The organism is Achromobacter xylosoxidans A8 (assembly GCF_000165835.1).
Classification (GTDB): domain Bacteria; phylum Pseudomonadota; class Gammaproteobacteria; order Burkholderiales; family Burkholderiaceae_B; genus Achromobacter; species Achromobacter xylosoxidans_B.
The window spans coordinates 6,974,729-6,999,922 of sequence record NC_014640.1 but is presented as its reverse complement, the minus strand read 5'-3'; the positions used below and the strand labels follow the sequence as shown (position 1 = coordinate 6,999,922).

Genomic DNA, 25,194 nt, shown 5'->3' with positions numbered 1-25,194 from the left:
GCTGTGGATAAGGCGTAAGAGTTGGGTTCAGGTATTTGGCTTCACGCATCGTTCAGATGGCAGGCGCTGAACTGTCCCGGCGCAACTTCCCGCAACAGCGGCCGCTCCGTCTTGCAGCGCGGCATGGCATGCGGGCAGCGGGGGTGGAACGCGCAGCCCGCCGGCGGATCCAGCGGCGACGGCAGTTCACCCTTGATGGGCTGGTAAGTGCGCCGCCCCGGCTGCAGCGTCGGCAGTTCCTTCAGCAAGGCCTGCGTGTACGGATGGTTGGCGCGCCGGAAGACCGTGTCGGTAGGCGCCAGCTCCACCACGCGGCCCAGGTACATGATGGCCACGCGGTCCGATATGTGGCTGACCACGCTGAGGTTGTGGCTGATGAAAAGATAGGTCAGGTCCAGGTCGGCGCGCAACTGTTCGAACAGATTAAGCACCTGGGCCTGAATCGAAACGTCCAGCGCCGCGACCGCCTCGTCGCAGACGATGACCGAAGGCTTGAGCGCCAGGGCCCGCGCAATTCCTACGCGTTGCCTCTGGCCGCCGGAGAATTGATGGGGATAACGCTGTGCAAAAGCCGGATCCAGCCCGACCTGGCGCATCAGCCCGGCCACATATTCAGCCTTGTCGCGCGCGCGGACCAGGCCGTGCGCCACGGGCGCCTCGCCGATGATCTCGCGCACGCGCATGCGTGGATTCAACGAGGCATAGGGATCCTGGAAGATCATCTGCACGCCCAGCTCATAGGCGCGCCGCTCCGGGCCCGCCATGGCCTTCACAGCCTTGCCCTTGTAGCTGACCTCGCCCGCGGTCGGCGGCAGGATGCCGGACACGATGCGGCCCAGCGTGGATTTGCCGCAGCCCGATTCGCCGACGATGCCTATCACTTCGCCTTGCCGCACATCCAGGTCGACGCCGGCCACCGCATGCACGACCTGCGTCTTCAAGCCGGCGCCCAACAGGTTGGCGATGCGGCCTGCCAGGTCCACCGGCTGCACGAAACGCAGCTCGACCTCGCGCAGCGACAGGATGGGAACCGCGGACTCGCGTTCTGCTGCGCTCATTTGATGTCTGGTCCTCCGGCATGCCAGCAACGCACCCATTGCGCCGGGCGCACTTCCACCGGCTGCGGTTCGACCAGACAGGCGTCGGTAGCGCGCGGACAGCGCCCGCGGAACGCACAGCCCTGGGGCAGATTGAGCAGCGACGGCGTCATGCCCGGAATCGGAACCAACGGCTTGCCGCGCGATTCGGGCGTGGGAATGGAAGCGATCAAGCCATGCGTGTAGGGATGCATGGGATGGCTGATGACGGCCTGCGTGCTGCCGGTTTCCACCACGCGGCCCGCATACATGACCGCGACGCGATCCGCCAGGCCCGCCACCACCGCCAGGTCATGCGTGATCCAGATGAGCGCCGTGCCGGTCTCGCGGCACAGCTTCTGCACTTCGAACAGGATCTGCCCTTGTATGGTCACGTCGAGCGCGGTGGTGGGCTCGTCGGCGATGATCATGCGCGGCGAATTCAACAGCGCGATCGCGATCGCCACGCGCTGCCGCATGCCGCCGGACAGCTGATGCGGATAGGTGCGCAGCCGTTCCTCGGGCGAAGGGATGCCCACCATGGCCAGCGTCTGCACGGCGCGCTGGCGCGCCTGCTCGCGCGATACCTTGCCATGCGCCTGCACCGCCTCGATCATTTGCGTATCGACGCGCAGCACCGGGTTCAGGGTCATCATGGGATCCTGGAAGATCATGGCGATCTCCTGGCCCCTGATCGCACGCCAGCGTGCGGGCGTTGCGCTGCGCAGGTCTTCGCCGTTGAACCGCAAGGTGCCGTCGACAATGCGGCCCGGCTCATCCAGCAGCCCCATCAGCGAAAAGCCGGTGATGCTCTTACCCGATCCCGATTCGCCTACCAGCCCCAGGATCTCGCCTTCGGCCAGCGTCAGGTCCACGCCATCCACCGCCTTCACCACGCCGTTGCGCGTGAAGAAATGCGTCTTCAGGCCATGCACCTCAAGAATGGGCGTGGGCGACGACAAGGACTTTTCCACAGGAGTCTGCATCGCACCCGCCCTCAGTTCGCGTGGCGCGGGTTGAGCACGTCGCGCAAATGGTCGCCCACCAAGTTGATGGCGACGATGGCCAGCGCCAGAGCAATGCCGGGAAAGAAGGAGATCCAGTACTGGCCGGACAGCAGGTACTCGAAACCGTTGTAGATCAGCATGCCCAGCGATGGCTCCGTCACCGGCACGCCCACGCCCAGGAATGACAGCGTGGCTTCGAGCGCGATAGCGTGCGCCAGATCGATGGTGGCGATCACGATCAAGGGCGGCATACAGTTCGGCAGCACATGGCGGAACAGCACGCGCCCCCAGGACAGCGACATGCAGCGCGCCGCCTCCACGTATTCCTTGCCGCGTTCGACCAGCGCCGCGCCGCGCGCGGCGCGCGCGAAGTACGCCCACTGCACCACGATCAGCGCGATGATCACCTTATCCACACCCTTGCCCAGAATCGCCAGCAGCATCAGTGCAACCAGGATGGCGGGGAACGACAACTGGATATCCACAATCCGCATCAGCAAGGCATCGATGCGCCCGCCGAAATAGGCCGCCACCAAACCCACCGTGGCGCCGATGCCAAAGGCCGCCAGCACCGACACGCTGGCCACCAGCAGGCTGGTGCGCATGCCGTACAGAATCGCCGAAAACAAGTCGCGCGCCAGGCCGTCGGTGCCCAACCAATAGCGCATGCTGCCGTCGCCGCTTTCGCTGCCCGGCTTGAGCTTGGAATCCATGATGTCCAGCGTCGCCAGGTCATAGGGATTCTGCGGCGCGATCCACGGCGCAAGCAGCGCCGCGCCCACGATCAGGACCAGCATGATCAGGCCCAGCGTGGCCAGCTTGCTGGCGAAGAAATCCGACAGGAAGCGGCGCCAGGGTGTTTGCTCCTTGGCCTGAACCGGCGGCGCGGCGGCGGTGGCGGGTGTGTTCATCGGCGGCTATCCAAGCGTACGCGGGGGTCCAGCACCGTGTAGATGATGTCCACCACCAGATTCAACATGACCAGGAAGAACACGATCAAGAGCAGGTATGCGACCACCACCGGACGATCCAGATTGATGATGGAATCGATCAGCAGCTTGCCCATGCCCGGCCAAGAAAACACGGTCTCGGTGACGACGGCGAACGCCATCACCTGGCCGAATTCAAGGCCTGCCACCGTCACCACCGGGATCAGAATGTTCTTGAGCAGATGCACGCCCAACACGCGCTTTTCAGACAAGCCCTTGGCGCGCGCGAACTTGATGTAGTCCATGGGCAAGGCTTCGCGCGTGGCCGCCCGCGTCACGCGGATGATCATTGCGCACTTGGCGATTGCGATCGTGGCCGCGGGCAGCGCCAAGCTCAGCCAGCCGTCAAAGGTCAACACGCTGAGCTGCAGCGAGCCGATGCTGACGGTCTGGCCGCGCCCGCCCGCCGGCACCCAGCCCAGGATCACCGCGAACACCATGATGAGCATCAGGCCGACCCAGAAGTTGGGCAGCGAAAAGCCCAGCACCGAGCCTGTCATGATGGCGCGCGAACCGACCGCCTTGGGCTTCAGGCCCGCCAGGATGCCCAGCGGCACGCCGATCAGCACCGACAGCAGCATGGCCACACAGGCCAGCTCCACGGTGGCCGGCATGCGCTCCAGGATCAGCCTCATGGCCGGTTCGCCCGTCAGGAAGCTATTGCCGAAATCGCCGCGCACCGCCTGGCCCATGAAGATCAGGTATTGCCGCCAGAGCGGCAGGTCCAGGCCCAGCGATGCGCGCACCGCGGCGCGTTGCGCCTCGGTGGCCTCGGGGCTCGCCAGCATCGACACCGGATCGCCCACCATGTAGATGCCGGCGAAGACCAGCGCCGACATGACGAGCATGACGACGATGGTCTGCAGCAGCCTTCTTACGATTGTTGCAAGCACTAGCGCCTTACTTCTTCAGCGTTGCAAACTGCGCGAGCGTGACCTGGTCGGGACGGCCCTGATAGCGGATGTCGCTCTTCATCGCCCATACCGACAGTTCAAAATGCACCGGCAGCATGGCGTAGTCGTCCATGGCGATGTTGCTGGCCTTGGACAACAGGTCCGCGCGCTTGGCGTCGTCCATGGTGGACGAGGCTTCCTTCACCAGCGCGTCCATATTGGGGTTGGAATAGCGGCTGCGGTTGGTGGTGCCCAGGCCCGCTTCCGGATTGCGCGTCACCAGCAACGACGTCAGCGCGTTGGACATCTCGCCGCTGGTCACGGACCAGCCCGCCAGATAGGCCGAGAACGCATAGCTGTCGCGGTTCTTGAAGAACACCGGGGGCGCCATTGCATCCACACTGGTCTTCACGCCGATGCGGGTCCACATCGACGCAATTGCCTGCGCCACCTTCGAATCGTTGACATAGCGGCCCGACGGCGAACCCAGCGTGATGGAGAATCCATTGGGATAGCCCGCTTCCTTCAGCAGCGCCTTGGCCTTTTCCACGTCGGCCTTGGGCGCCTTGGAATGTTCCTTGCTGGAACCGAACATGGGGTAGGGCAGCAGATTGCCTGCGGGCAGCGCCACGCCGCCCATCACGCGCTCGACCAGCGCATCGCGGTTGATCGCCAATGACAGCGCCTCGCGCACGCGCTTGTCCTTCATGGGGTTCTTGTCGGTGCCTTGCACGCCGGGCGACGGTTCGGCGAACTGATCCAGCGCCAGGTACACAACGCGTACCGACGGAGTTTCTTCCACATATAGCTTCTTGTCGCCCTTCAGCTTGGGCAGGTCATCGGTCGGAGGATCCTCGATCATGTCGACGTCGCCGGCAAGCAGCGCGGCCACGCGCGCCGCCGCGTTGCTGATGGGGCGGTAGACCACCCGATCCCATTCGGGCTTCTTGCCCCAATAATTGTCGTTGCGCGCCAGCACGAATTCAGCGCCACGCTTCCACGACACGAACTTGTAGGGACCGGTGCCGATCAGGCCGTCGCCGCTATTGAGTTCGGTGGTCGTCTTGCCTTCCGCGGCCGGGCCGGACGCCGCCTTCTTCGACATGATGGGCAATTGCGCCAGGTTCACCAGCAGGTTCGGCGCCACGTCCTTGGTGGTGATGCGCACGGTGCTGGCATCGACCGCTTCGGTCTTCTCGACCGAGCCCAGATACAGCGTGAAGGGCGAAGGGCTGTTGGGCACCTTGGGCACACGCGCATAAGTAAAGACCACGTCTTCCGCGGTGAACGGCGTGCCGTCGGAGAACTTCACATTGGGACGCAGTTTGAAGGTCCACACCTTGCCGTCCACGGTCCAGGACTCGGCCAGCGCGGGCTGCGGTTTGAGCTGCGCGTCGGTGGCAACCAGGGTATCGAAAATGGTCTGGGAGATCTGCGTATTGGGCGTGAGCGCGTGATACTGCGGATCCATCGAGGACGGCTCGGTCTTCAGGGCGATCACCAGATCGCGGGCCATAGCCGAACTGAATGTGCCGAAGGCCAATATCACCGCGGCTGAGCCGCAGGCCAAGACACGCGAAAACCGAGATGCCATTGTGATCTCCCTGGATTGTTTCGGGTTTTGAACCTCCGGGCCACATTAACCAGCAAACAAGGGACGGCGCAACAGTTATATTCCCTTATTGTTCTCGCCTCGCCTTGCCCGAAATATGTCCGCCTACGCCCCCATCGCCGCCATCGCAACCGCCCCCGGAAGAGGCGGTATCGGCGTCGTCCGCATCTCCGGCACGGACCTGTCCGAACTCGTACGCCGCCTGTTCCAGCGCGAACTGACGCCGCGCCATGCGCACTACCTGCCGTTCAAATCCGGCGCCGGCGAATTGCTGGACGAAGGCATCGCCATCTACTTCCGCGCGCCGCATTCCTATACCGGCGAAGACGTGCTCGAACTGCAAGGGCATGGCGGCCCGGCCGTACTGCGCCGCGTACTGGAAAGCTGCCTGGCCGCAGGCCGCGACCTCGACATCCGGCTGGCCGAACCCGGCGAATTCACGCGCCGCGCCTTCCTCAACGACCGCATGGACCTGGCTCAGGCAGAAGCCGTAGCCGATTTGATCGAGGCCTCGTCGGTGGCCGCGGCGCGCGGCGCCATGGCATCGCTGTCGGGCGATTTTTCCGCGCGCGTGAACGACCTGTCGGACCGCATTATCCATTTGCGCATGCTGGTCGAAGCAACCCTGGATTTCCCCGAGGAAGAGATCGACTTCCTCGAAAAGTATCAAGCCCGTCCTACCCTGGAAGCCTTGACCGCCGATCTCTCCAAGCTGATCGCGCAGGCGCGCCAGGGTGTGATCCTGCGCGAAGGCCTGCACGTGGTGTTGGCCGGCCAACCCAATGTGGGCAAGTCCAGCCTGCTCAACGCGCTGGCCGGCGACGACATCGCCATCGTCACGCCGATCGCGGGCACGACGCGCGACAAGGTGGTGCAGGAGATCCACATCGACGGCGTGCCGCTGCACATCGTCGATACGGCGGGCCTCAGGGAAACCGAGGACACGGTCGAGAGCATAGGCATCGCGCGTACCTGGCAGGAGATCGAGCGCGCCGACGTGATCCTGCATCTGCAGGATGCCACCCAGCCCGGCGACGAGCTCGACGCGCAGATCACCGCGCGCCTGCCGCCGCGCACGCCGGTGCTCAAGGTTTTCAACAAGGTGGACCTGTTATCCACACCCTTTGCTGCCGGCCCTCAGGAACTAGGCATCTCGGCCAAGCGCGGCGCGGGTCTGGACGAACTGCGCGCGGAGTTGCTGCGTATCGCCGGCTGGAATCCCGGGGGCGAATCCCCCTGGCTGGCGCGCGAACGGCATCTGCACGCCCTGCAGGATGCGGCGGAGCACCTGGAACTTGCCGGCGCGCATGCGGAGCAGGACGACCGGGTGCTGGACCTGTTTGCGGAAGAACTGCGGCTGGCGCATGACAGCCTGTCCAGCATCACGGGCAAGTTCACCAGCGACGATCTGCTGGGCGAGATTTTCTCGAGCTTCTGCATCGGGAAATAAGCCGCGCTATCGCGTGTTGCAGCGCCGCAGCCCGGCATTCAGTGCTTGCGCGCCGCTTCCACCAGGCATTCGGACAAGCGGTCGAAATGCGACAGCGCGGCCTGGCTCAATTCAACCTGCTTGCGGCGCGCATCTTCGGTATCGACAAGCAGCACCCAGCCTTTCTCACGCATGGATTTCAAGCGCGCATGCAAAGTCGCGGGCGAGCCTATGCTGTCCACCGCCATCACGTCGCGCACGGACAAGCGGCGCTGTTCCTGCGATGCCCGCGCTATCAGCGTGAGTATGCGTTCTTCCATGGGATCGAGCGACGGCAAGGAAGGCAGGCCGCGCAGCGCATCGGCCAGGCGCAGAAAGCGCAGGTAGATATCGGCAGGTCTCTTTTTTTCTTTCATGGATAATGGACGCAGCGACCGATAAGCGGCGGAATTCGAGGCATGGAGAACATTCTAGATCAGGGCAAATGGGCTCTGGTGACGATGGCACTGTTCCTGGGCAGTCTGGCAGTCAATGAGTGGGTTTTCACCAACCTTGAGTTTGTGCGCGGCATCAACTGGATCTATCTGCCAGCAGGCGTGCGCCTGATATGCACGCTGCTGTTCGGCCTGCCAGCGGCGCTGGGCCTGTTGGCGGGATCCTGGCTGGCCTGCTTTTTCTATTATTTTCCCGACGACGTCCTGCGCTCGGTGGCGGGCGGCATCATGGCCGCCGCCGCTCCCTATCTGGCTTACCGCTGGGCCAGATCGGCGTTGCGGCTGCAGCCGGACCTGGGCAATCTCACCGCCTGGCGCCTGCTGATTTGCGCCGTAGTCTATGCACTGATGAACACGGCGATTCACCATCTCTGGTTCTTTCTGCAGGGAGAAAGGTCCGCGCTCGCGGACGGCTTCATCGCGATGCTGACCGGAGACATTACGGGATCCTTGTTCGTGTTGTACACGCTCAAGATGATCGGGGCCATGGGGCGCTCACTCCTGCGCCGGCGGCCCGCATGACAATACATGGTCCTGCGCTCAGGCTCAGCCCGTCACTGCGGCAGAGTTGTCCTCGGACTCGCTCTCTTCCTTGATCTGCGCGCGAGGCGACGCTTCGACGTGACCCAACACGCGTTCGGCGCGGTCGGCCAGCTGACGCATTTCCCGCGCTCTTTTGCCATGCAACACCCGCCCGAACGCGTTGAGGTTGAGCACCATGGTTCTCAGCTCCGACAACTCACTTTCCGACAAGGCGATGCCGCTATCCCTGTGCTGCTCGACCCGATCCAGCACGCCTGAACAAGCCTCGTGGAACTTTGCATACTCATCCCACAGGTTGTCGGACGCGCCATTCACCGGGAAAGACGTATTAGGTGCCATTGACACTCCTTTGCGAGATCACTCAAGTATTTTCTTCGGTGATCGCACATCATCTTCGGGGTATACACGCGAACTATTAGTTATAAATTTTATAACTATTTGGCAAAACAATCCTGCGACGGCCCGAACGTCCTATATTCCCGGGAAACCCGCCCACGCCGGGCAGCGCACTATCCGGAATTCGCATGCCCCCCGACATACGCCTCGCCACCTCCGAAGACCTGCCCGACATCGAGCGGGTCGTGGCGCAAGCCTACGGACCCTATGTCGCCCGCATTGGCGCGATACCCGGGCCGATGCGGGATGATTATCCGGCCCGAGTCGCGCAGGGCATGGTCCATGTATTGCGGGCGCAGGATGCTGTGCAGGGTGTCCTGGTCCTGATTCACGAAGACGATTGCCTGCTGCTGGACAACATCGCGGTGGCGCCGCAAGCGCAGGGCAAAGGCTATGGCCGCGACCTGATGCTGTTCGCCGAAGACGCGGCGCGCCGGGCGGGGTATGACTGCATTCGTCTGTACACCCAAGAGAAAATGACCGAGAACATCGCTATCTACACGCGATACGGGTATGTGGAGACCCATCGAGCCGAAGAGATAGGTTTGAAACGCGTCTTCATGAAAAAGGCCCTTGTTTAAAGGGCCTTTCTCAACAAAATAAAATACGAATATTTGCTCGTATTACTGAAACTTGATCACTCTTCGCGCTCCCTAGCCACGACGCGTTGTGCGCGCCGATTGCTGGCCAACGATTTCGCGTACACCGATTCCGGCCGTATGCGATGCGCGATCACGTAGCCCGTAATGCAAGCCAGCATCAGCGGCAACATGACTTCATAGCTGAGCGTCATCTCGAAAATCATCAGGATGGACATCAATGGCGCATAGGTGGTGGCAGCCAGCAAAGCCCCCATGCCGACCACTGCATAACTGGATACCGCCGACAGATCCCCCGCGGGAAACAAGGCCTGCAGGCCGGTCCCGTACAGGGCGCCCAGCGCCGCCCCCACGAACAGCGTGGGCGTGAACACCCCGCCCACCGCGCCCGACCCCACGCTGGCCGCGGTGGCCAGCGTTTTCAACAGCAGAATGGCCGCCACCGCCTGCCAGGCCCATTGCGTATGCAACATGCTGTTGACCACGCTGTAGCCATTGCCCCATACCTCGGGATTCACCACCGACAAGGCGCCGACGATCAGACCGCCCAATGCCATGCGTACCCACAGCGGCGCGGGCACGCGACCGAACGCGGCACGCGCCGTGTCCAGGAAACGCAGGAATTGTGGCGCCGCCAGGCCTGCGATCACCCCCAACCCCAGATAGTTGATGACTTCCCATCCGGAGACGAAAGTGAAGGGCGGCATATGAAAAACCGCGTCGTAATGCAGGATCTGCCGCGTCACTATGTTCGCCACGACCGACGATACGACCAGCGGCACCAACGTGGCTGAAGCAATCGCTCCAAAAACGATCTCGGAAATGAACAGGGCGCCGGCAATGGGCGCGTTGTAGGCGGAAGTGATCCCCGCCGTGGCGCCGCAGGCGACCAATAAACGCAAATGCCGCGGCGGCAGCACCAGATAACGTCCCGTCAGGGATGACAACATCGCCGCCAACTGCACCATGGGCCCCTCACGGCCGATGGAGGCGCCGGAGCCGATGGAAAAAATCGACGACAGGCTGCGCGCAACCGTCTGGCGGAAACCGATGACCCCGCGGCCGATGGAAATCGCCTCCATATAGTCCGCCGCGCCGCGCTTAGGCAGCCATCTGGCCGCCATCTGCAGGATGAGGCCGGCTACGGCGCCGCCTATGGCCGGCATCAGGAAGCGTTGCCATGGGCTCAGCCCCCGGGCGACTGACACCATGCCATGTGGCGCATCTACGCCGCCGAGCAGCATCTGCGCCCACCCCAGCATTTCCCGAAACACCACGGTGGCCAGCGCCCCCAACAGGCCCATCAGCGCCGCGGCGCACAGCGTGGCCGGCAAATTGTCCGCCAGCAAACGGCTTCTCAGCCAGATTGCCCAACCCGATTTCTTGATTCTGATTTCTGTCGCCATGGCGGAATTCTACGGCGGAACCTGCTCACTTTTTGTTCAGTTCCCAGTCAAGAATGGCTACGCGTCTCCCCTCGAATCCCGCTTTCCGCGAACGCCTTGGAGGGCCTCCAAACGCCTCCAGAAGGGCAAAAAAACAGGGTGGCAACCGGACGTTTTTCGGGGTAAAAGTGCCGCTTTTGGAGCTCGTCCGGCAGAAAGGCCCTGTGGATAACTCCTAAGTAGCCGCCTTGTGCACATTTTGTGGAGGCAAGTTGAACAAGCGGGGGTTTCGGACAGGGTCCAAAATCTTGTCCAACTTCAGCTTTTTTCCCACACAGAGTTCTTGCACAGGCAAAAACGGCTGCAAGCTGATGAAAAAAAAGAGGTTTTCAAGGTTAAGGTAGTTATCCACAGGCCTTATTAATCATTAGTCTTTATATAAAGAGAAATAAAGGAAAAGCCAAACATGCTCTCCCATTCCGCCCAGCCATTCCCCCCCGGACTCCGTCCATGCGCATCCTCCTGATAGAAGACGAAGCCGAACTTGCCCGCTGGCTTTCAAGAAGCCTGGCGAGACACGCGGGTTTCGTGGTTGAGTGGGCTGATGACGGATTGGTCGCCGAAAGAAGACTGGCGATGGAAGAATTCGACGCGGTCATCCTGGACCTGGGACTTCCGGGCATGGATGGCCATGCTTTGCTGGCGAAGATCCGCGCGCGGGACGACCGTACGCCGGTGCTGGTCTTGACCGCGCGCGATTCGCTGGCCGAAAAAATCGGGACACTCCACCAGGGAGCAGACGATTTCCTGCCAAAACCGTTTGTTGTGGAAGAGTTGGAAGCGCGATTGATCGCACTGATCCGGCGCAGCCGCGGACGCGAACACCCGCGACTCACGCTGGGAAACCTGGTTTTCGAAACTTCCGCTCAAAAATTCACGGTCAATGGACAGCCCTTGCAGTTATCCCCACGTGAACACTCGGTTTTGCGAGTACTGATCCAGAAAAGCGGTGAACCCATCAACAAGCAGCAGATCCTGGACCGCATCCTGACCGACGATGCGGACATCAACCTGGAAGCCATCGAGGTCGTGGTGCATCGTTTGCGCAAAAAATTGGCGGATACCGGTGTGCAAATCGTGACCATGCGAGGCATGGGCTACTGCCTGGAGAACCTTGTTGACAACTAGAAGTGCGGAAAAAAAGGGATTTTTCGCGTCAAAAAAGCGCAATCGCACGCTGAAGACCCAGCTTCTCTGGTGGCTGATCCCCACGCTGGTCTTCGTGATGATGGGAGCCCTGTGGCTGTCGAACCACCAGTTGCGCAACCAGGTCGACATTGCCTACGACCGATCGCTCTCCGGAGCGCTGCGCGCCATCGACCACAACATATCCACAGCCAGCGGTGGATTAGCCATGGAGCAGCCGTACCTGATGCTGGAATTTTTCGAGCTGACGGCCAATGGCAGCGTGTTTTACCGGGTAGCCACCGAGGACGGGCTGGCGGAAATAGGCAATCCGGACCTGCCCATGCCTGCCGAACCCTTGGTATCGGGCGAACCACGCTTTTTCTACGCCGACTACCAGGGCACGCCTGTGCGGGTTGCGGCGCTGGCCCGGCCGATGGATCCCCCCCTGTACGCGAATAAAGGGGGACGGGTTATCGTGCAGGTGGCCGAAGGCCTGGATACCCGGCAGGCGTTCCTGCACCAGGTGCTGGTGCGCTCGGTGGAGCGGGACCTGGCCGTGATCCTGATCAGCGTCCTGGTGATCATCCTGGGGGTTTTCATGGCCCTGCGCCCCCTTGTGAGGCTGCGTCAGGAGGTGGAAGGCCGTTCTGCGGACGATTTAAGCCCCGTGAGCGCTTCGGAGATGCCAGGTGAGGTCCTACCCCTAGTCTCGGCCGTAAACCTCCACATGGCCCGTTTTGCGGCTCAGGCGAGGGTCCAGAGTCAGTTCCTGGACGACGCGTCGCACCAGTTGCGCACGCCGTTGTCGGTTTTGCGGACCCAGACGGCCTATGCCTTGCGTGAAACAGACCCCCAGGAGGTCCGTACAGCCCTTCTGGCGATGCAAGAGGGCTTGGACAGGGCCACACGCACCACCAACCAAATGCTCGCTCTGGCGCGCGCTAAGGACGCTTCCCTGGCCGAAGGCGGATTCACCCCGGAACCGGTGGACCTGGTCGATCTGGCTGATGGGGTCATCCGTGGCCTGCTTCCGACCGCCCGCGCCCGCCAGCTCGACATCGGCCTGGAAGCCGATATCCGGCCGGTTACTGTGCTGGGGGCGGAGTGGCTGCTTCGGGAAGCGGTCAGCAACCTGGTGGACAACGCCATCCGTTACACCTCGTCCGCGGGGGAGGTCACGGTGAAGGTCCAGGTGGAAGCCGGGCAGGCCAGGCTGGTGGTCGAAGACAACGGCCCCGGCATGTCGGCGGAAGACATTGCCCGCGCCTGCATCCGCTTCCGGCGGGGAGCAGCGGGCAAAAACAAGCCCGGCGCCGGTCTGGGACTCGCCATCGTGGGGACCATCGCCGAGACTCTGGGGGCGCGTCTACAGCTGGAAAACCGGGTCCCGCTGCCAGGCCTGAGGGCGGCATTGGTGTTTACCCTGGAAATCCGGGAGGATGCTGCGCCGCATCAGGAAAACAGCCGGAATTGAAAGCTTTTGGAAAGCTTTGTTTTTGTACGGTTGCGTCCACTGGGGCCGTTATCGCGGAAAGAACCGTCTGAGCAGAGCTTCCAGCCATACCTAGACCTATAAATCTCGGAGACGCAAAAAATGCAGACTAGTCTGAAACTACGCCTGGCCGCCGTCGCGGCGCTGGGCGCGATTACCTTGTCGATGGGCGTCGCCCACGCGGCCGACGAGCCGCGTCGCCCGGAATGCATCGCGCCTGCCCAGCCCGGCGGCGGTTTCGACCTGACCTGCCGCCTGGCCACCGAAGGCCTGAAGCATAGCGGCGCGCTCAAGAGCGCCATGCGCATCGTCTACATGCCTGGCGGCATCGGCGCGGTGGCCTACAACAACATCGTGGCCCAGCACCCGAACGAGCCGGGCACCATCGTGGCTTTCTCGGGCGGTTCGCTGCTGAACCTGGCCCAGGGCAAGTTCGGCAAGTACAACGTCAACGACGTGCGCTGGCTGGCCGCCATCGGCACCGACTACGGCGTGGCCGTGGTCCGCAACGATTCCCCGTACACCGACCTGAAGAGCCTGATGGACGCCTTCAAGCAGGATCCGACCAAGATCGTGCTGGGCGCCGGCGGCACCGTGGGCAGCCAGGACTGGATGAAGGCCGCCCTGACCGCCAAGGCCGCGGGCGTGGATTTCAAGAAGATGCGTTTCGTGGCGTTTGAAGGCGGCGGCGAAGCCGTGACCGCTTTGCGCGGCGGCCATATCCAGGCCTACATGGGCGACGCGGCGGAGGCCTTCACCATGCTGGAAGGCGGCGCCCCTATCCGCGTCCTCGCGGTGTTCAACGACCAGCGCCTGCCGGGCAAACTGGGTACCGTGCCCACGGCCAAGGAACAGGGCTATGACATCGTCTGGCCGATCATCCGCGGCTTCTATGTCGGCCCGAAGGTGTCGGATAGCGATTACCAGTTCTGGGTCGACGCCTTCAACAAGACCACGGCTTCGCCCGAGTTCGACAAGCTGCGCCAGCAGCAAGGCCTGTTTCCCTTCAACAAGACGGGCCCCGAGCTGGACGCCTACGTGAAGAATCAGGTGAAGGTCTACGGCGAGCTGGCCGATTCCTTCGGCCTGATCAAGAAGTAAGCCGAAAGGCGTTTCTCCCTATCGCGTTCATCAGGGTTTCTCCGCCGCCGGCTTTGCCGCGGCGGCTGGGGATCCCTGCGCCGCGCGATGCGACTACAACGGAAAAGTGATCATGAACGATCGAATATTGGGCGTGGGGGCACTTGCGCTTGCCGCCTTCATGACGGCGGCCGGCTGGGGAATCGAAGCCCCGTTCGCCTACGAGCCGGTGGGTCCGCGCGCCTTTCCGCTGCTGCTGGCACTGATCATCGGCCTGTGCGGGCTGTGGCTGGTTTACAAGGGCGGCCATCAGGTCGAGGCCAATCCGCCTGGCGCGAACGGCCGCATCGCGCTGATGATGGCGTTCACGGTGGCTTATGCCTTCCTGTTCCAGTGGCTCGGCTTCGTGATCGCGACGTCCTTGATGACGGTATTCGTCGGCCGCCTGTTCGGAGGTAGCTGGATCAAGTGCGCCATCGGCGGCGTCGTCATGAGCCTTTTCTTTTTCGTGCTGTTCGACAAGGTGCTGGACGTGGTCCTGCCTGGCGGACTGCTGGAGACCCTGATATGAGCGGCATTCTTGATCATTTGGCGATCGGCTTTGGCGTGGCCTTATCGCTGACGAACGTCCTGGTGGCCATGATCGGCTCGTTCATCGGCACCATGGTGGGTGTGCTGCCGGGCCTGGGGCCGGTCAATGGCGTGGCGATGCTGATACCGATCGCTTTCGCCATGAACCTGCCGCCCGAGACCGCGCTGATCCTGCTGGCTGCCGTGTATGTGGGCGCCGAGTATGGCGGCCGGATCACCGCGATCCTGCTGAACGTGCCGGGCGAGGCCAGCGCCATCATGACGACGTTGGACGGCTATCCGTTGGCACGTCAGGGCATGGCGAGCGTGGCGCTGTCGCTGTCGGCCTGGTCTGCATTCTTCGGCGCTATCGTTTCGGTGCTGGGCATTATTCTGCTGGCGCCGTTGCTGGCGAAGTGGGCGTTGGCTTTCGGGCCGGCCGAGTACTTCGTGCTGATGATTTTCGCGTTCTGCTGCCTCACCAGCCTGTTGGGCAAACAGCCCATCAAAGGCGTGCTGGCGGCAATGATAGGGCTGTCGATTTCGGTGGTGGGCGTGGACGCGAACTCGGGCGTTTACCGCTATACCTTTGAATCGGTGCATTTGGCCGACGGTATCGATTTCGTGGTGGTTGTGATCGCGCTGTTCGCGGTCAGCGAGATGCTGGAAATGCTGGAGAAGGTGATGGCCGGCCACAGCGTCGAGGTCAAGCCCAGCGGTCGCAAGCTCTTCAACTTGAAAGAGATGGCTTACACCTGGTGGAGCGTGGTGCGCAGCGCGCTGGTGGGCTTTGGCGTGGGAGTGCTGCCAGGCGCCGGCGCCAGCGTGGCCGCTGCCGTGGCGTACTCGCAGGAAAAGCGCATCATCGAAGCCAAGGATCCGGAAGCCAAGTTCGGCAAGGGCGACATGCGCGGCCTGGTTGCGCCGGAAGCCGCCGCCACGGCCTCAGCCATCGGTTCGTTCGTGCCCATGTTGACCCTGGGCGTGCCCGGTTCGGGCACCACGGCGGTGATGATGGGCGCGCTGACGCTCTACAACATCACGCCGGGTCCGGTGCTGTTCGACACCAAGCCGGAACTGGTTTGGGGCCTGATCGCTTCGCTGTTCGTGGCCAACGTGCTGCTGTTCATCATGAACGTGCCGCTGGTGCGCTTCTTCTCCAAAGTGCTGTCGGTACCGGGATGGCTGATGGTGCCGGGCATTCTGTGCATCAGCTACATCGGCGTCTACGCAATTAATGCGGGCACGTTCGATCTGCTGCTGGTTGCCGGTATCGGCGCTTTGGGATACTTCCTGCGCAAGTTCGGCGTGCCCATGGCGCCGCTGGTGCTGGGTGTCGTGCTGGGCAACATGATGGAGCAGAACTTGCGCCGCGCCTTGTCGATGACCGACGGCGACGTGGCCGTGCTGTTCGCCAGCCCTGTGTCTATCTCGATGTGGGTGGGGGCGGCCGCGGTCGTGATCGTGCCGCAAATCATGCGCCGCATGCGCGCCGCGAAAAAGCTTGCCGCTGGTCCGGTCTGATCCCATGTCGGCGCGGCTGTTGTAAAGGGCAATAGCCGCACTGCGGGATCTTGGCCGGGAACTGCAAAGGGCGCCTTATGGGCGCCCTTTTTTTGTCGATTGAATCACACAGATAGTGAGTTCTATATATACGAGCTTTTACTCATGTTTTTTGCGAAAAGCTCTTTCATATGGCGTCCGCGTGAAATCACGGATCCCTGACGAGTCGATTTGGAAGCGGCGTCAAACTTGCGCCAGGCGTTCCAGGGCGGCATCGAGGGTCGCGTCTTTCTTGGCGAAGCAGAAGCGCACGATGCGGTGGTTCGATTCAGGCGCGTCGGGCTGGCGGTAGAACGCGGATACCGGTATCACTGTGACGCCATGATTCACTGTCAGATCGCGCGCGAAGTCGGCTTCGTTCTGCTTGGATATCTGGCTGTAGTCGGCCAGCAAGAAAAAGGTGCCGGGGCTGGGCAGGGGGCGGAAGCGGGTCTTGGCCAAGCCCTGCGCCAGGCGGTCGCGTTTGGCCTGATAGAAGGCCGGCAGATCGAGGTAAGGCTTGGGGTCGCGCATGAATTCGGCCAGGGCGAACTGCATGGGCGAGGGCACGGTGAACACCATGAATTGATGCACTTTGCGCAGTTCCGCGCTGAGCTGACGCGGCGCGCAGCAATAGCCGATCTTCCATCCCGTGGTGTGATAGGTCTTGCCGAAGGACGAGATCACGAAGGCATGCTCGGCCAGCAGCGGGCGTCGCGCCACGCTGGCGTGTGGCTTGCCATCGAACACGATGTGTTCATAGACCTCGTCGGACACCAGCAGCACGCCGGTATCTCGCACGATGGCTTCCAGTGCGTCCAGGTCGCTATCGTCCAACACCGCGCCCGTCGGATTGTGCGGAAAGTTCAGCATCAGCAGACGCGTCTTCGACGTGATGGCTTCGCGCACGCGCTGCCAGTCGATGCGGTAGTAGGGATCGGCCTCGGTGGGCGCGCGCAGCGGCACCGGCACGGCAGTGCCGCCCGCCAGGCGGATCGCCGGCAGATAGGAGTCGTAGCAGGGTTCGATGACGACGACCTCGTCGCCGCTGCCCACGGCGGCCAGCACGGTTGCCATCAGCGCTTCTGTCGCGCCGCTGGTGACGGTGATTTCGGTTTCGGGATCGTAGGCATGGCCGTAGAGTTCGCGCGTCTTGGCGGCGATGGCTTCGCGCAGGGGCGCGACGCCCGGCATGTAGGGATACTGGTTGTGGCCGTCGGCCATGGCCTTGGTCACCAGGGCGCACAAGGCGGGGTCGGGATCGAAATCGGGAAAGCCCTGGCCCAGGTTGATGGCTTTGTGCTCGATGGCCAGGCGGCTCATCACGGTAAAGATGGTGGTGCCAACGTCGGGGAGTTTGGATCGGATCATGGTGGACGCGAGAGTGAACGTTGCTAGCAGAGAGAGTTTTCGTAAGTATCCCACTAACTCATAATTCGGTTTTCTCATGAGCTTAAGGCGCGACGGTATCGTGGTTCAGAACATGTTGTTGAGGGTATTGGGCGGTTTGGCGATCGCCTTGGCCGGCGCGTTGTTGGCGGTGTGGGCGCATATTCCGCTGCCATGGATGCTGGGGGCGCTGCTGCTGACGGCTGCGACGCGTATCGCGGGCCTGGGCACAGCGTGTCCCCGGCCGGCGCGCAATGCCGGCCAGTGGGTGATTGGAACTTCCCTGGGCCTGTACTTCACGCCGCAGGTGATAGGCCACATCGGCAGCAATGCGGGCCCCATCATCGTCGGCATGTTGTTCGCCTTGGGCTTGGCATTCATGGGCACGGCGATTCTGCGCCGCTACACCGACGTCGATTTCAAGACTGCCTGGTTTTCTTCGGCGATCGGCGGCGCCAGTGAGATGGCGAACCTCGCCGAACGCCATGGAGCCCGCATAGACCGCGTGGCGACGGCGCATAGCGTGCGCGTGCTGATGGTGGTCGTCGCGGTGCCTTTCATCTTTCAATGGTGGGGCGTGGCGGGCCTGGATCCGACGGTGCCCGGCCCCAAGGTGGTCCATGGCTGGGGACTGGCGCTGCTGGTTGCGCTGACTTGCATAGGGGGCACGGCTTTCATGAAGCTACGCTTGCCCAATCCCTGGGTGCTGGGTCCTATGTTGGTCGCCATGCTACTTACGACCAATGGCATCGAGCTGTCGGCGTTGCCGGACTATGTACCGAAGATAGGCCAGTTGCTGATCGGCTGGTCGCTGGGCGACCGCTATCGGCCGGATTTCTTTCGTGCCGCGCCGCGTTTCATTGCCGCGGTGGCGGGCTTTACGGTGGCCGCGCTGGCGCTCGCATTCGGCTTGGGCGCATTGCTGTCGCTGTGGTCCGCCGCGCCGATCCCGACACTGATTCTCGGCACTACGCCAGGCGGCATCGCCGAGATGGCCATCACGGCCAAGGTGCTGCAGTTGGGTGTTCCGGTGGTCACCGCGTTCCACGTCATGCGCATGGTTTTCGTCGTGATCGTGACAGGCCCGATCTACGCTTTTATGGCGCGCCGCCAGGGCCGCGCGCCGTAGCGGAACGAGATCCAGTATTAAAAATACGACATTGGGGTAAACAACTATATGAGTCTGTAATGCGTGCTGAGTATGCTGATTACGCAGTTGATTCAAGCAGCGCGCGGACTCGTTCTGCAGCTAGGCGGCAAACGGGAACGCAGCAGCAACGCAGGTACCACTACCGGTCGTTCAGTTCTCACGGCGTCCTTGATTCATTGCATTTCGAGTTAATTACAGGACGCTAGAAAAAATGGCTCAGAAGGGCAAAGTTAAGTGGTTCAACGCTGACAAGGGTTACGGTTTCATCACGCCGGACGTTGGTGGTACCGATGTTTTCGCACACTTTTCCGCCATCCAGGGCCGCGGCTATCGCAGCCTGAACGAAGGCCAGGAAGTCGAATTCGAAGTCAAGGATGGTCCGAAAGGACCTCAAGCGGCCGAAATTCGCCCGCTCTAAATCGGGAAATCCCAATTTCCCGTCTGCCAGGTCCGACCTGGCTACAACGCCCCAAGACCTTCTGGTCTGGGGCGTTGTTTCATTTGGCGGCGCGCGCTTTATCCGTCTGCGCCAACAGGGTAGTTAGTGTTCACTAACATATCCTCCAGCCGTGGATAAGTTTGTGGATAATTATTTTTGGGTATGAGTATTTTCGTGCTCACCAATGAAGCAATAGTCTATCCGCAACGGGGTTTTGCACAGTTATTCCATCTTCCTTGGAACAACAATGTCCGGCCGCCAGGATGTCGGGCCTGTCTAGGTTTACAGGCACTGTTTATATGTAAACAGGGCGTTTCCCTAGGGAATACAGGCATTTAACGCAGTTTTCTGGCGGTTGCGTGGCCAGGGCGCCTACGATTCGCGATACTCCCGGCTGGCCATCACGGCCCGTTTTGCCTCTGGCGGCGGAGGGTTGTTCACAAAGATATCCCCATCCCGGTTATGCACAGAATTACATCCTTTGGTGCCCCGGGAAGGCCCATCTGCCTGTGGATAGAAATGGGGATAGGCTCGGAAGATAGCGCTCGGGGAGCATCGTCCGGCCCTAATGCCAGCCCGATGACATGGGCTGAGCTTGATCGGTGATGGCGCAAGCGAGCGGAGTTCTCCGCCGAATTTCAGTCCGGCGAGTTTTCCACAGGGATTCACATGAAAGGCAGGCCCTCGCCCAAAAGGATGATGGTGAACCCATCTATGGAGGTGCAAGATACTTGTCTGGTCAAAGAATCTGTGCCGGGTCGTTCGCGGCTTTCGCGTAGCGGCGGACCGCAGGATGGATGCGCGTGGATAAACGTGTGGATAATCCGGTCCCGCGATTTTTCGAGCGGCATTTTGACTGAAGCGAGCTGACAGAGTTCCGCGTCAGTTTGGGATCGATGGTCGTCATTCGTCTTTTTCGAAAACTTGTCGGATGATGGGGCGATCTTATCCACATAGTTGTCCACGTTTTTTTTGCCACAACGTGGCTTTATTTTGTGGCTGCATGGTCGCAGCTTGGCAGGCATCCAAAATAGAAATAATCGATTGCTGCCATAGGGAACGGCGTTGTGCATTTGTGCTTTTTCATAGTTCTTGGCACTTTGCTGTTTTGACGGGACGTTCTCTTTTTTATCCAAGGCTACGCTGTTCTCGGCGACTTATCCCCAGAGTTGTTCCACGTGAAACGGCTGATGCCGTCTGGCTATCGGATTTGCTAGCTGTTGATAACCCTATGCGAGTTCAACGACACACGGTTGGATAGTCAAGGGGTTGATGGCAACTATCCAATGTTCTGTCTCGCTGGCTATACCCTCAGTTGGCAGGGTGGGTGTACTGCTTTGCTTGCCTGGTTCCGAGGAGCGTTCAACGTTTCAGTTTCCAGCCAGATTTCGATGGAGTTCAAAGTGATTTCTTGAGTCTGACAGGATGGCTTTCCGGGCTGGGAATTGCTGATGGCTTCACAGTTGAAGATCAGGATTTAGGTTGATCACGCGGGGTGAGTGTTGATGTCTATGGTCTTTGTGGTTTCACGTGGAACAAGAAAATGCTCTTTTTTGGGTAAGGGGTAGGGTAGGGGTCGAAAAATCGCTTTTTTTCGTAGAAACCATCAAGTGATCGACTTAGGCCGCGGACAGAGCAGAGCTTGCGGGATTACGGTCCATGCTCGATTCTGTTGCAGTGAAGGCTGATTTTGGGGCGTCAATTTCAAGCATTGCATTCCGGAGTAGTCCGTTCTCTGTTTCACGTGGAACACTTTGGTTCGACCTTCGGTGTCTGCTTGTCGGGTATTCGCTAGTAGGCGTATGTTTCACGTGGAACAGTGCAAGTGGGTGCCGCGAACTCCGATGTTTCACGTGAAACATCACCGAAAAGTATCCAGTAGAGAACCTGCAGAACGCGCTTCTCCATTTCCAAGTTCTGCTCAGTTGCTACTACCTGGGAATGCTGGAATGACTTCGGTGCCTAGGGATGCAGCAGTGGCGCTGGCTTGAGCTCTAGAAATGTAGCCGTTTCATGCTTCACGTGGAACATTTGCGACCATGTACGCGGAAGCGGGAGAGGGTATGCCGACTTTGACGCGGGGGATTGCTCATGGCCATATATGGCATCTCTTCTCTGTCCGAGATCATGGCGTTGCCCGCATCTCGTTGCAGCTTGAATTGAGCAAGCATTTTCGCTTGCACAGGTGTTTCACGTGGAACATATCGTGCTCGGGTTGATGTGATAAACACATTTTTCCGGATGGACGTACCCCGCCAATCTGTTCAATTCAATGACTATCAGCTGCAAACGGGATGAGTGTGCCGAAGGCACGTGGTGTTCCACGTGAAACCTAATAGGCAAAGCAGTGGCAAATGCCGACATATTCATCAACCGCAGCGCTGTCCCGTTGCCTTTTTGCCTACGACGATAGGCCTTGAACGCACTCATGCTGCGCCGAAGCATGTTTCACGTGAAAACATGCAATCCCTGCCTCTATAATGAGCACCGAACGCTCTCTTATCTTTCCCCCCCATCATGGACTATCCCCGCGAATTCGATGTCATCGTCGTCGGTGGCGGCCACGCCGGCACCGAAGCTGCGCTGGCTGCTGCCCGCACCGGTGCCCAGACGCTGCTGTTGACGCACAACATCGAAACCCTAGGCCAAATGTCTTGCAATCCCTCCATTGGTGGGATCGGCAAGGGCCACCTTGTGAAAGAAGTGGACGCCCTGGGCGGCGCCATGGCTTTGGCAACGGATGAAGCGGGGATCCAGTTCCGCATCTTGAATGGTTCGAAAGGCCCGGCAGTCCGGGCCACGCGCGCCCAAGCGGATCGCGTGCTGTACCGCAAGGCAATCCGTGGCCGCCTGGAAAACCAGCCGAATCTTTGGCTGTTTCAGCAAGCGGTTGAGGACCTGATGGTGGAGGGCGACCGCGTGGTCGGCGCCGTTACCCAGATCGGACTGCAATTCCGGGCGAAGTCCGTGGTGCTTACCGCAGGCACGTTTCTCAACGGTCTGATCCACGTGGGCCTGCAGAACTATTCGGGCGGTCGCGCTGGAGATCCTCCGGCCGTCTCGCTGGGTCAGCGGCTGAAGGAACTCAAGCTGCCGCAAGGCCGCTTGAAGACTGGCACGCCGCCGCGCATCGATGGCCGCTCGATCAACTACAGCATCCTGGAAGAGCAGCCTGGCGACTTGAATCCGATTCCCGTGTTTTCCTACATGGGCAATGTCGGCATGCACCCGCGTCAATTGCCTTGCTGGATCACGCACACCAATGCGCGCACCCACGACATCATCCGCGGCGGCTTGGACCGCTCGCCGATGTACAGCGGCGTGATCGAAGGGGTGGGCCCGCGCTACTGCCCGTCCATCGAAGACAAGATCCATCGCTTTGCCGACAAGGAATCGCACCAGGTCTTCCTGGAGCCCGAGGGTCTGGACACGCATGAGGTCTATCCGAATGGCGTGTCGACCAGCTTGCCGTTCGACGTACAGCTGGCGCTTATCCATTCCTTGCCAGGACTGGAGAATGCGCACATCCTGCGTCCCGGCTACGCCATCGAATACGACTACTTCGATCCACGTGGATTGAAGAGCACGCTGGAAACCAAGGCGATCGGGGGTCTGTACTTTGCCGGGCAGATCAACGGCACCACGGGCTACGAAGAAGCTGCCGCACAAGGCCTGCTGGCTGGCGTCAATGCTGCGTTGTTCGCGCTGGATCGCGAGCAGTGGACCCCGCGCCGTGATGAAGCTTATCTGGGCGTGCTGGTGGACGATTTGGTTACGCGTGGCGTGACTGAGCCGTACCGCATGTTCACCTCTCGGGCCGAGTACCGTTTGAGCCTGCGTGAAGACAATGCCGATTTGCGTCTGACGGAAATCGGCCGCCGTCTTGGCATCGTCGACGATGCGCGATGGGACGCCTTCAATCGGAAGCGCGACGCCGTGGCTGCCGAAGTCGAGCGCTTGAAATCTTCCTGGGTGAATCCGCGGCTGTTGCCCGCGGAAGTTGCCGAGCCGCTGCTGGGCAAGGCAATTGAACGTGAGTACTCACTTGCAGATCTGCTGAAACGGCCCAGTGTTTCCTATGAAGCCTTGATGGCCGCCCGCAACGCCGATGGCTCGCTGCTGGCTGGCCCTGGCGTGGTGGCGGACGAGGTGCTGGCCGAGCAGGTCGAGATCCAGGTGAAGTACGCCGGCTATATCGACCGCCAGCAGGTTGAAGTCCAAAAGCAGATCGCACACGAACAGCAGGCCATTCCCGCCGATGTCGATTACGACGCGGTGACCAGCCTGTCATTCGAAGTGCGCCAGAAGCTCAAGACCCACCGGCCGGAAACCGTCGGCCAGGCCGCGCGCATCTCCGGCGTGACCCCTGCTGCAATTTCATTGCTGCTGATCCATCTGAAGCGCCTGCATTACGGCTCGCGCAAGCAAGCGGCATGAGCGCACACACCGATACGGCCGGCGCGGACATGGCCGGCCGCCTGTCTCGCGCATGCGAGCAGTTGGGCTTGGAGGCCGATGCCGCCACGATGGCCAAGCTGCTGAATTATCTGTCGCAGATGCAGCGCTGGAACCGCACCTATAACCTCACCGCCATCCGCGATCCGCAGCAGATGCTGATCCAGCATCTGTTCGACAGCCTGGCCGCCGTCGGGCCGTTCAACGAGGCGCTAGGCGCTTCCGGCACACCGGCCAAGGTCTACGACGTCGGGTCGGGCGGCGGCCTGCCTGGCGTCGTTCTGGCGATCATGCGGCCGCACTGGTCGGTGACCTGCGTGGATGCGGTCGAAAAGAAAACGGCATTCGTGCGGCAGATGAGCGGCGTGCTGGCCTTGCCCAATCTGCAGGCCAGCCACGCCCGCATCGAAACGCTCACGCCTGCCGAGTGCAACATTGTCACGTCGCGCGCCTTCGCATCCTTGGACGATTTTGCGCAACTCGCAGGTCGCCATGTACGCAACGATGGTACCCTCGTCGCCATGAAGGGCAAGGTCCCCGAGGACGAAATACAGGCGCTGCATGCGCGCGGAGAATGGCAAGTCGATCACATCCAGCCGTTGCGCGTGCCTGAGCTAGAGGCCGAGCGCTGCCTCATCTGGATGCGCCGTAGTCAAGGAACCCTATGAAGAACATACCCCCCAGCACCTCCGCCCGCATTTTCTGCATTGCCAACCAGAAGGGCGGTGTGGGCAAGACGACGACCGCCATCAATCTGGCGGCGGGCCTTGCCACGCACAACCAACGTGTGCTGCTGGTGGATCTGGACCCGCAAGGCAATGCCACGATGGGCAGCGGCATCGACAAGAACTCGCTGGAGTCGAACCTGTACCAGGTGCTGATCGGCGAATCGAACATCGAGCAGGCCCGCGTCAAATCCGAATCGGGCGGCTATGACGTGCTGCCCGCCAACCGCGAACTGTCTGGCGCCGAAATCGACCTGGTGCAAATGGACCAGCGCGAACGCCAACTGAAGGCTGCGATCGATACCGTCGCCACCCAGTACGACTTCGTGCTGATCGATTGCCCGCCCACCCTGTCGTTGCTGACCCTGAATGGCCTGGCCGCCGCCCATGGCGTCATCATTCCGATGCAGTGCGAGTACTTCGCGCTGGAAGGCCTGTCCGACCTGGTCAATACCATCAAGCGCGTGCATCGGAACATCAATGACGACCTGCGTGTCATCGGTCTGCTACGCGTCATGTTCGATCCGCGCATGACCTTGCAGCAACAGGTGTCCGCGCAACTCGAGGCGCACTTCGGCGACAAGGTTTTCAAGACCGTCGTGCCGCGCAACGTGCGCCTGGCTGAAGCGCCCAGCTACGGCATGCCCGGCGTGGTGTACGACCGCGGCTCGCGCGGCGCGCAGGCCTATATCTCGTTTGGCGCTGAAATGATCGAGCGCGTGAGGAAGGACCTGAAGTAGG

General features: G+C 61.3%; 23 protein-coding genes. 13 read left to right on the top strand and 10 right to left on the bottom strand.

The window, feature by feature from the left end; translation table 11 throughout:
- Window positions 1–41: 41 nt before the first annotated feature.
- The 5 genes from AXYL_RS32260 to AXYL_RS32240 are packed head-to-tail and all read right to left on the bottom strand — an operon-like array spanning window position 42 to window position 5,559.
- Window positions 42–1,058 (bottom strand): ABC transporter ATP-binding protein, encoded by a 1,017-nt coding sequence (locus tag AXYL_RS32260; protein ID WP_013397070.1) that lies wholly within the window; start codon window positions 1,056–1,058, stop codon window positions 42–44.
- The gene (locus AXYL_RS32255) at window positions 1,055–2,062 is read right to left on the bottom strand and encodes an ABC transporter ATP-binding protein (protein ID WP_013397069.1); all 1,008 of its coding nucleotides are present in this window, start codon (window positions 2,060–2,062) and stop codon (window positions 1,055–1,057) included. Before AXYL_RS32255 ends, AXYL_RS32260 begins: the two co-directional genes overlap by 4 nt.
- 11 nt (window positions 2,063–2,073) lie before the next feature.
- A complete protein-coding gene (locus AXYL_RS32250; RefSeq protein WP_013397068.1) occupies window positions 2,074–2,994 on the bottom strand; it encodes an ABC transporter permease in 921 nt (306 codons plus the stop codon).
- Complete coding sequence (locus AXYL_RS32245) at window positions 2,991–3,965, bottom strand: ABC transporter permease (RefSeq protein WP_013397067.1); 975 nt, start codon at window positions 3,963–3,965, stop codon at window positions 2,991–2,993. Before AXYL_RS32245 ends, AXYL_RS32250 begins: the two co-directional genes overlap by 4 nt.
- 7 nt (window positions 3,966–3,972) lie before the next feature.
- Entirely contained in the window at window positions 3,973–5,559 is a 1,587-nt protein-coding gene (locus AXYL_RS32240; RefSeq protein WP_013397066.1) for an ABC transporter substrate-binding protein, read from the bottom strand.
- Window positions 5,560–5,674: 115 nt separating this feature from the next.
- Between AXYL_RS32240 and mnmE the strand changes: the two genes are divergently transcribed.
- Window positions 5,675–7,027, top strand: a complete 1,353-nt coding sequence (mnmE, locus tag AXYL_RS32235; protein ID WP_013397065.1) for a tRNA uridine-5-carboxymethylaminomethyl(34) synthesis GTPase MnmE — start codon at window positions 5,675–5,677, stop codon at window positions 7,025–7,027.
- A 38-nt stretch (window positions 7,028–7,065) separates the two neighbouring features.
- Here mnmE and AXYL_RS32230 read toward each other — a convergent pair whose 3' ends face one another.
- The gene (locus AXYL_RS32230; protein WP_013397064.1) at window positions 7,066–7,422 is read right to left on the bottom strand and encodes a hypothetical protein; all 357 of its coding nucleotides are present in this window, start codon (window positions 7,420–7,422) and stop codon (window positions 7,066–7,068) included.
- A 42-nt stretch (window positions 7,423–7,464) separates the two neighbouring features.
- Here AXYL_RS32230 and AXYL_RS32225 point away from each other — a divergent pair, with 42 nt between their 5' ends.
- Complete coding sequence (locus AXYL_RS32225) at window positions 7,465–8,022, top strand: hypothetical protein (RefSeq protein WP_013397063.1); 558 nt, start codon at window positions 7,465–7,467, stop codon at window positions 8,020–8,022.
- A 24-nt stretch (window positions 8,023–8,046) separates the two neighbouring features.
- Here the strand turns inward: AXYL_RS32225 and AXYL_RS32220 are convergent, their stop codons facing one another.
- Window positions 8,047–8,382 carry a hypothetical protein gene (locus AXYL_RS32220; protein ID WP_013397062.1) on the bottom strand — a complete coding sequence of 112 codons (336 nt, stop codon included), beginning with the start codon at window positions 8,380–8,382 and terminating at the stop codon, window positions 8,047–8,049.
- Window positions 8,383–8,567: 185 nt separating this feature from the next.
- Between AXYL_RS32220 and AXYL_RS32215 the strand changes: the two genes are divergently transcribed.
- Complete coding sequence (locus AXYL_RS32215; RefSeq protein ID WP_013397061.1) at window positions 8,568–9,020, top strand: GNAT family N-acetyltransferase; 453 nt, start codon at window positions 8,568–8,570, stop codon at window positions 9,018–9,020.
- 56 nt (window positions 9,021–9,076) lie between these two features.
- Here AXYL_RS32215 and AXYL_RS32210 read toward each other — a convergent pair whose 3' ends face one another.
- Window positions 9,077–10,444: a ClcB-like voltage-gated chloride channel protein gene (locus AXYL_RS32210; RefSeq protein WP_013397060.1), complete on the bottom strand. Its 1,368-nt coding sequence runs from the start codon at window positions 10,442–10,444 to the stop codon at window positions 9,077–9,079.
- A gap of 489 nt (window positions 10,445–10,933) precedes the next feature.
- Here AXYL_RS32210 and AXYL_RS32205 point away from each other — a divergent pair, with 489 nt between their 5' ends.
- The 5 genes from AXYL_RS32205 (at window position 10,934) to AXYL_RS32185 (ending at window position 16,277) form a co-directional block, all read left to right on the top strand.
- Window positions 10,934–11,611, top strand: coding sequence for a response regulator (locus AXYL_RS32205; RefSeq protein WP_013397059.1), 678 nt, complete (start codon window positions 10,934–10,936; stop codon window positions 11,609–11,611).
- On the top strand, window positions 11,601–13,085 hold the full coding sequence (locus AXYL_RS32200) for a sensor histidine kinase (protein WP_085947823.1): 1,485 nt from the start codon (window positions 11,601–11,603) through the stop codon (window positions 13,083–13,085). Before AXYL_RS32205 ends, AXYL_RS32200 begins: the two co-directional genes overlap by 11 nt.
- Before the next feature lie 120 nt (window positions 13,086–13,205).
- Window positions 13,206–14,204 carry a Bug family tripartite tricarboxylate transporter substrate binding protein gene (locus AXYL_RS32195; RefSeq protein WP_013397057.1) on the top strand — a complete coding sequence of 333 codons (999 nt, stop codon included), beginning with the start codon at window positions 13,206–13,208 and terminating at the stop codon, window positions 14,202–14,204.
- A gap of 112 nt (window positions 14,205–14,316) precedes the next feature.
- Window positions 14,317–14,754 carry a tripartite tricarboxylate transporter TctB family protein gene (locus tag AXYL_RS32190; RefSeq protein WP_013397056.1) on the top strand — a complete coding sequence of 146 codons (438 nt, stop codon included), beginning with the start codon at window positions 14,317–14,319 and terminating at the stop codon, window positions 14,752–14,754.
- Window positions 14,751–16,277 carry a tripartite tricarboxylate transporter permease gene (locus tag AXYL_RS32185; RefSeq protein WP_013397055.1) on the top strand — a complete coding sequence of 509 codons (1,527 nt, stop codon included), beginning with the start codon at window positions 14,751–14,753 and terminating at the stop codon, window positions 16,275–16,277. Before AXYL_RS32190 ends, AXYL_RS32185 begins: the two co-directional genes overlap by 4 nt.
- A gap of 222 nt (window positions 16,278–16,499) precedes the next feature.
- On the opposite strand, the gene AXYL_RS32180 is transcribed toward AXYL_RS32185, so the two are convergent.
- Entirely contained in the window at window positions 16,500–17,666 is a 1,167-nt protein-coding gene (locus AXYL_RS32180; RefSeq protein ID WP_013397054.1) for a pyridoxal phosphate-dependent aminotransferase, read from the bottom strand.
- A 76-nt stretch (window positions 17,667–17,742) separates the two neighbouring features.
- Here AXYL_RS32180 and AXYL_RS32175 point away from each other — a divergent pair, with 76 nt between their 5' ends.
- Together AXYL_RS32175 and AXYL_RS32170 are read left to right on the top strand one after the other, a co-directional pair.
- The gene (locus AXYL_RS32175) at window positions 17,743–18,813 is read left to right on the top strand and encodes an AbrB family transcriptional regulator (protein ID WP_013397053.1); all 1,071 of its coding nucleotides are present in this window, start codon (window positions 17,743–17,745) and stop codon (window positions 18,811–18,813) included.
- A 232-nt stretch (window positions 18,814–19,045) separates the two neighbouring features.
- Window positions 19,046–19,252, top strand: coding sequence for a cold-shock protein (locus AXYL_RS32170; RefSeq protein WP_006216596.1), 207 nt, complete (start codon window positions 19,046–19,048; stop codon window positions 19,250–19,252).
- A gap of 686 nt (window positions 19,253–19,938) precedes the next feature.
- Here the strand turns inward: AXYL_RS32170 and AXYL_RS34995 are convergent.
- Window positions 19,939–20,409, bottom strand: coding sequence for a hypothetical protein (locus AXYL_RS34995; protein ID WP_148260652.1), 471 nt, complete (start codon window positions 20,407–20,409; stop codon window positions 19,939–19,941).
- A 1,381-nt stretch (window positions 20,410–21,790) separates the two neighbouring features.
- On the opposite strand from AXYL_RS34995, the gene mnmG reads away from it, so the two are divergent.
- From mnmG to AXYL_RS32155, 3 genes are read left to right on the top strand one after another with little or no spacing between them, the layout of a single operon-like run.
- A complete protein-coding gene (gene mnmG / locus AXYL_RS32165) occupies window positions 21,791–23,710 on the top strand; it encodes a tRNA uridine-5-carboxymethylaminomethyl(34) synthesis enzyme MnmG (protein WP_013397052.1) in 1,920 nt (639 codons plus the stop codon).
- Window positions 23,707–24,396 (top strand): 16S rRNA (guanine(527)-N(7))-methyltransferase RsmG, encoded by a 690-nt coding sequence (rsmG, locus tag AXYL_RS32160; protein ID WP_013397051.1) that lies wholly within the window; start codon window positions 23,707–23,709, stop codon window positions 24,394–24,396. Before mnmG ends, rsmG begins: the two co-directional genes overlap by 4 nt.
- Window positions 24,393–25,193 carry a ParA family protein gene (locus tag AXYL_RS32155; protein ID WP_013397050.1) on the top strand — a complete coding sequence of 267 codons (801 nt, stop codon included), beginning with the start codon at window positions 24,393–24,395 and terminating at the stop codon, window positions 25,191–25,193. The genes rsmG and AXYL_RS32155 overlap by 4 nt, the downstream gene beginning before the upstream one ends.
- The last annotated feature ends 1 nt before the right edge of the window (window position 25,194 follow it).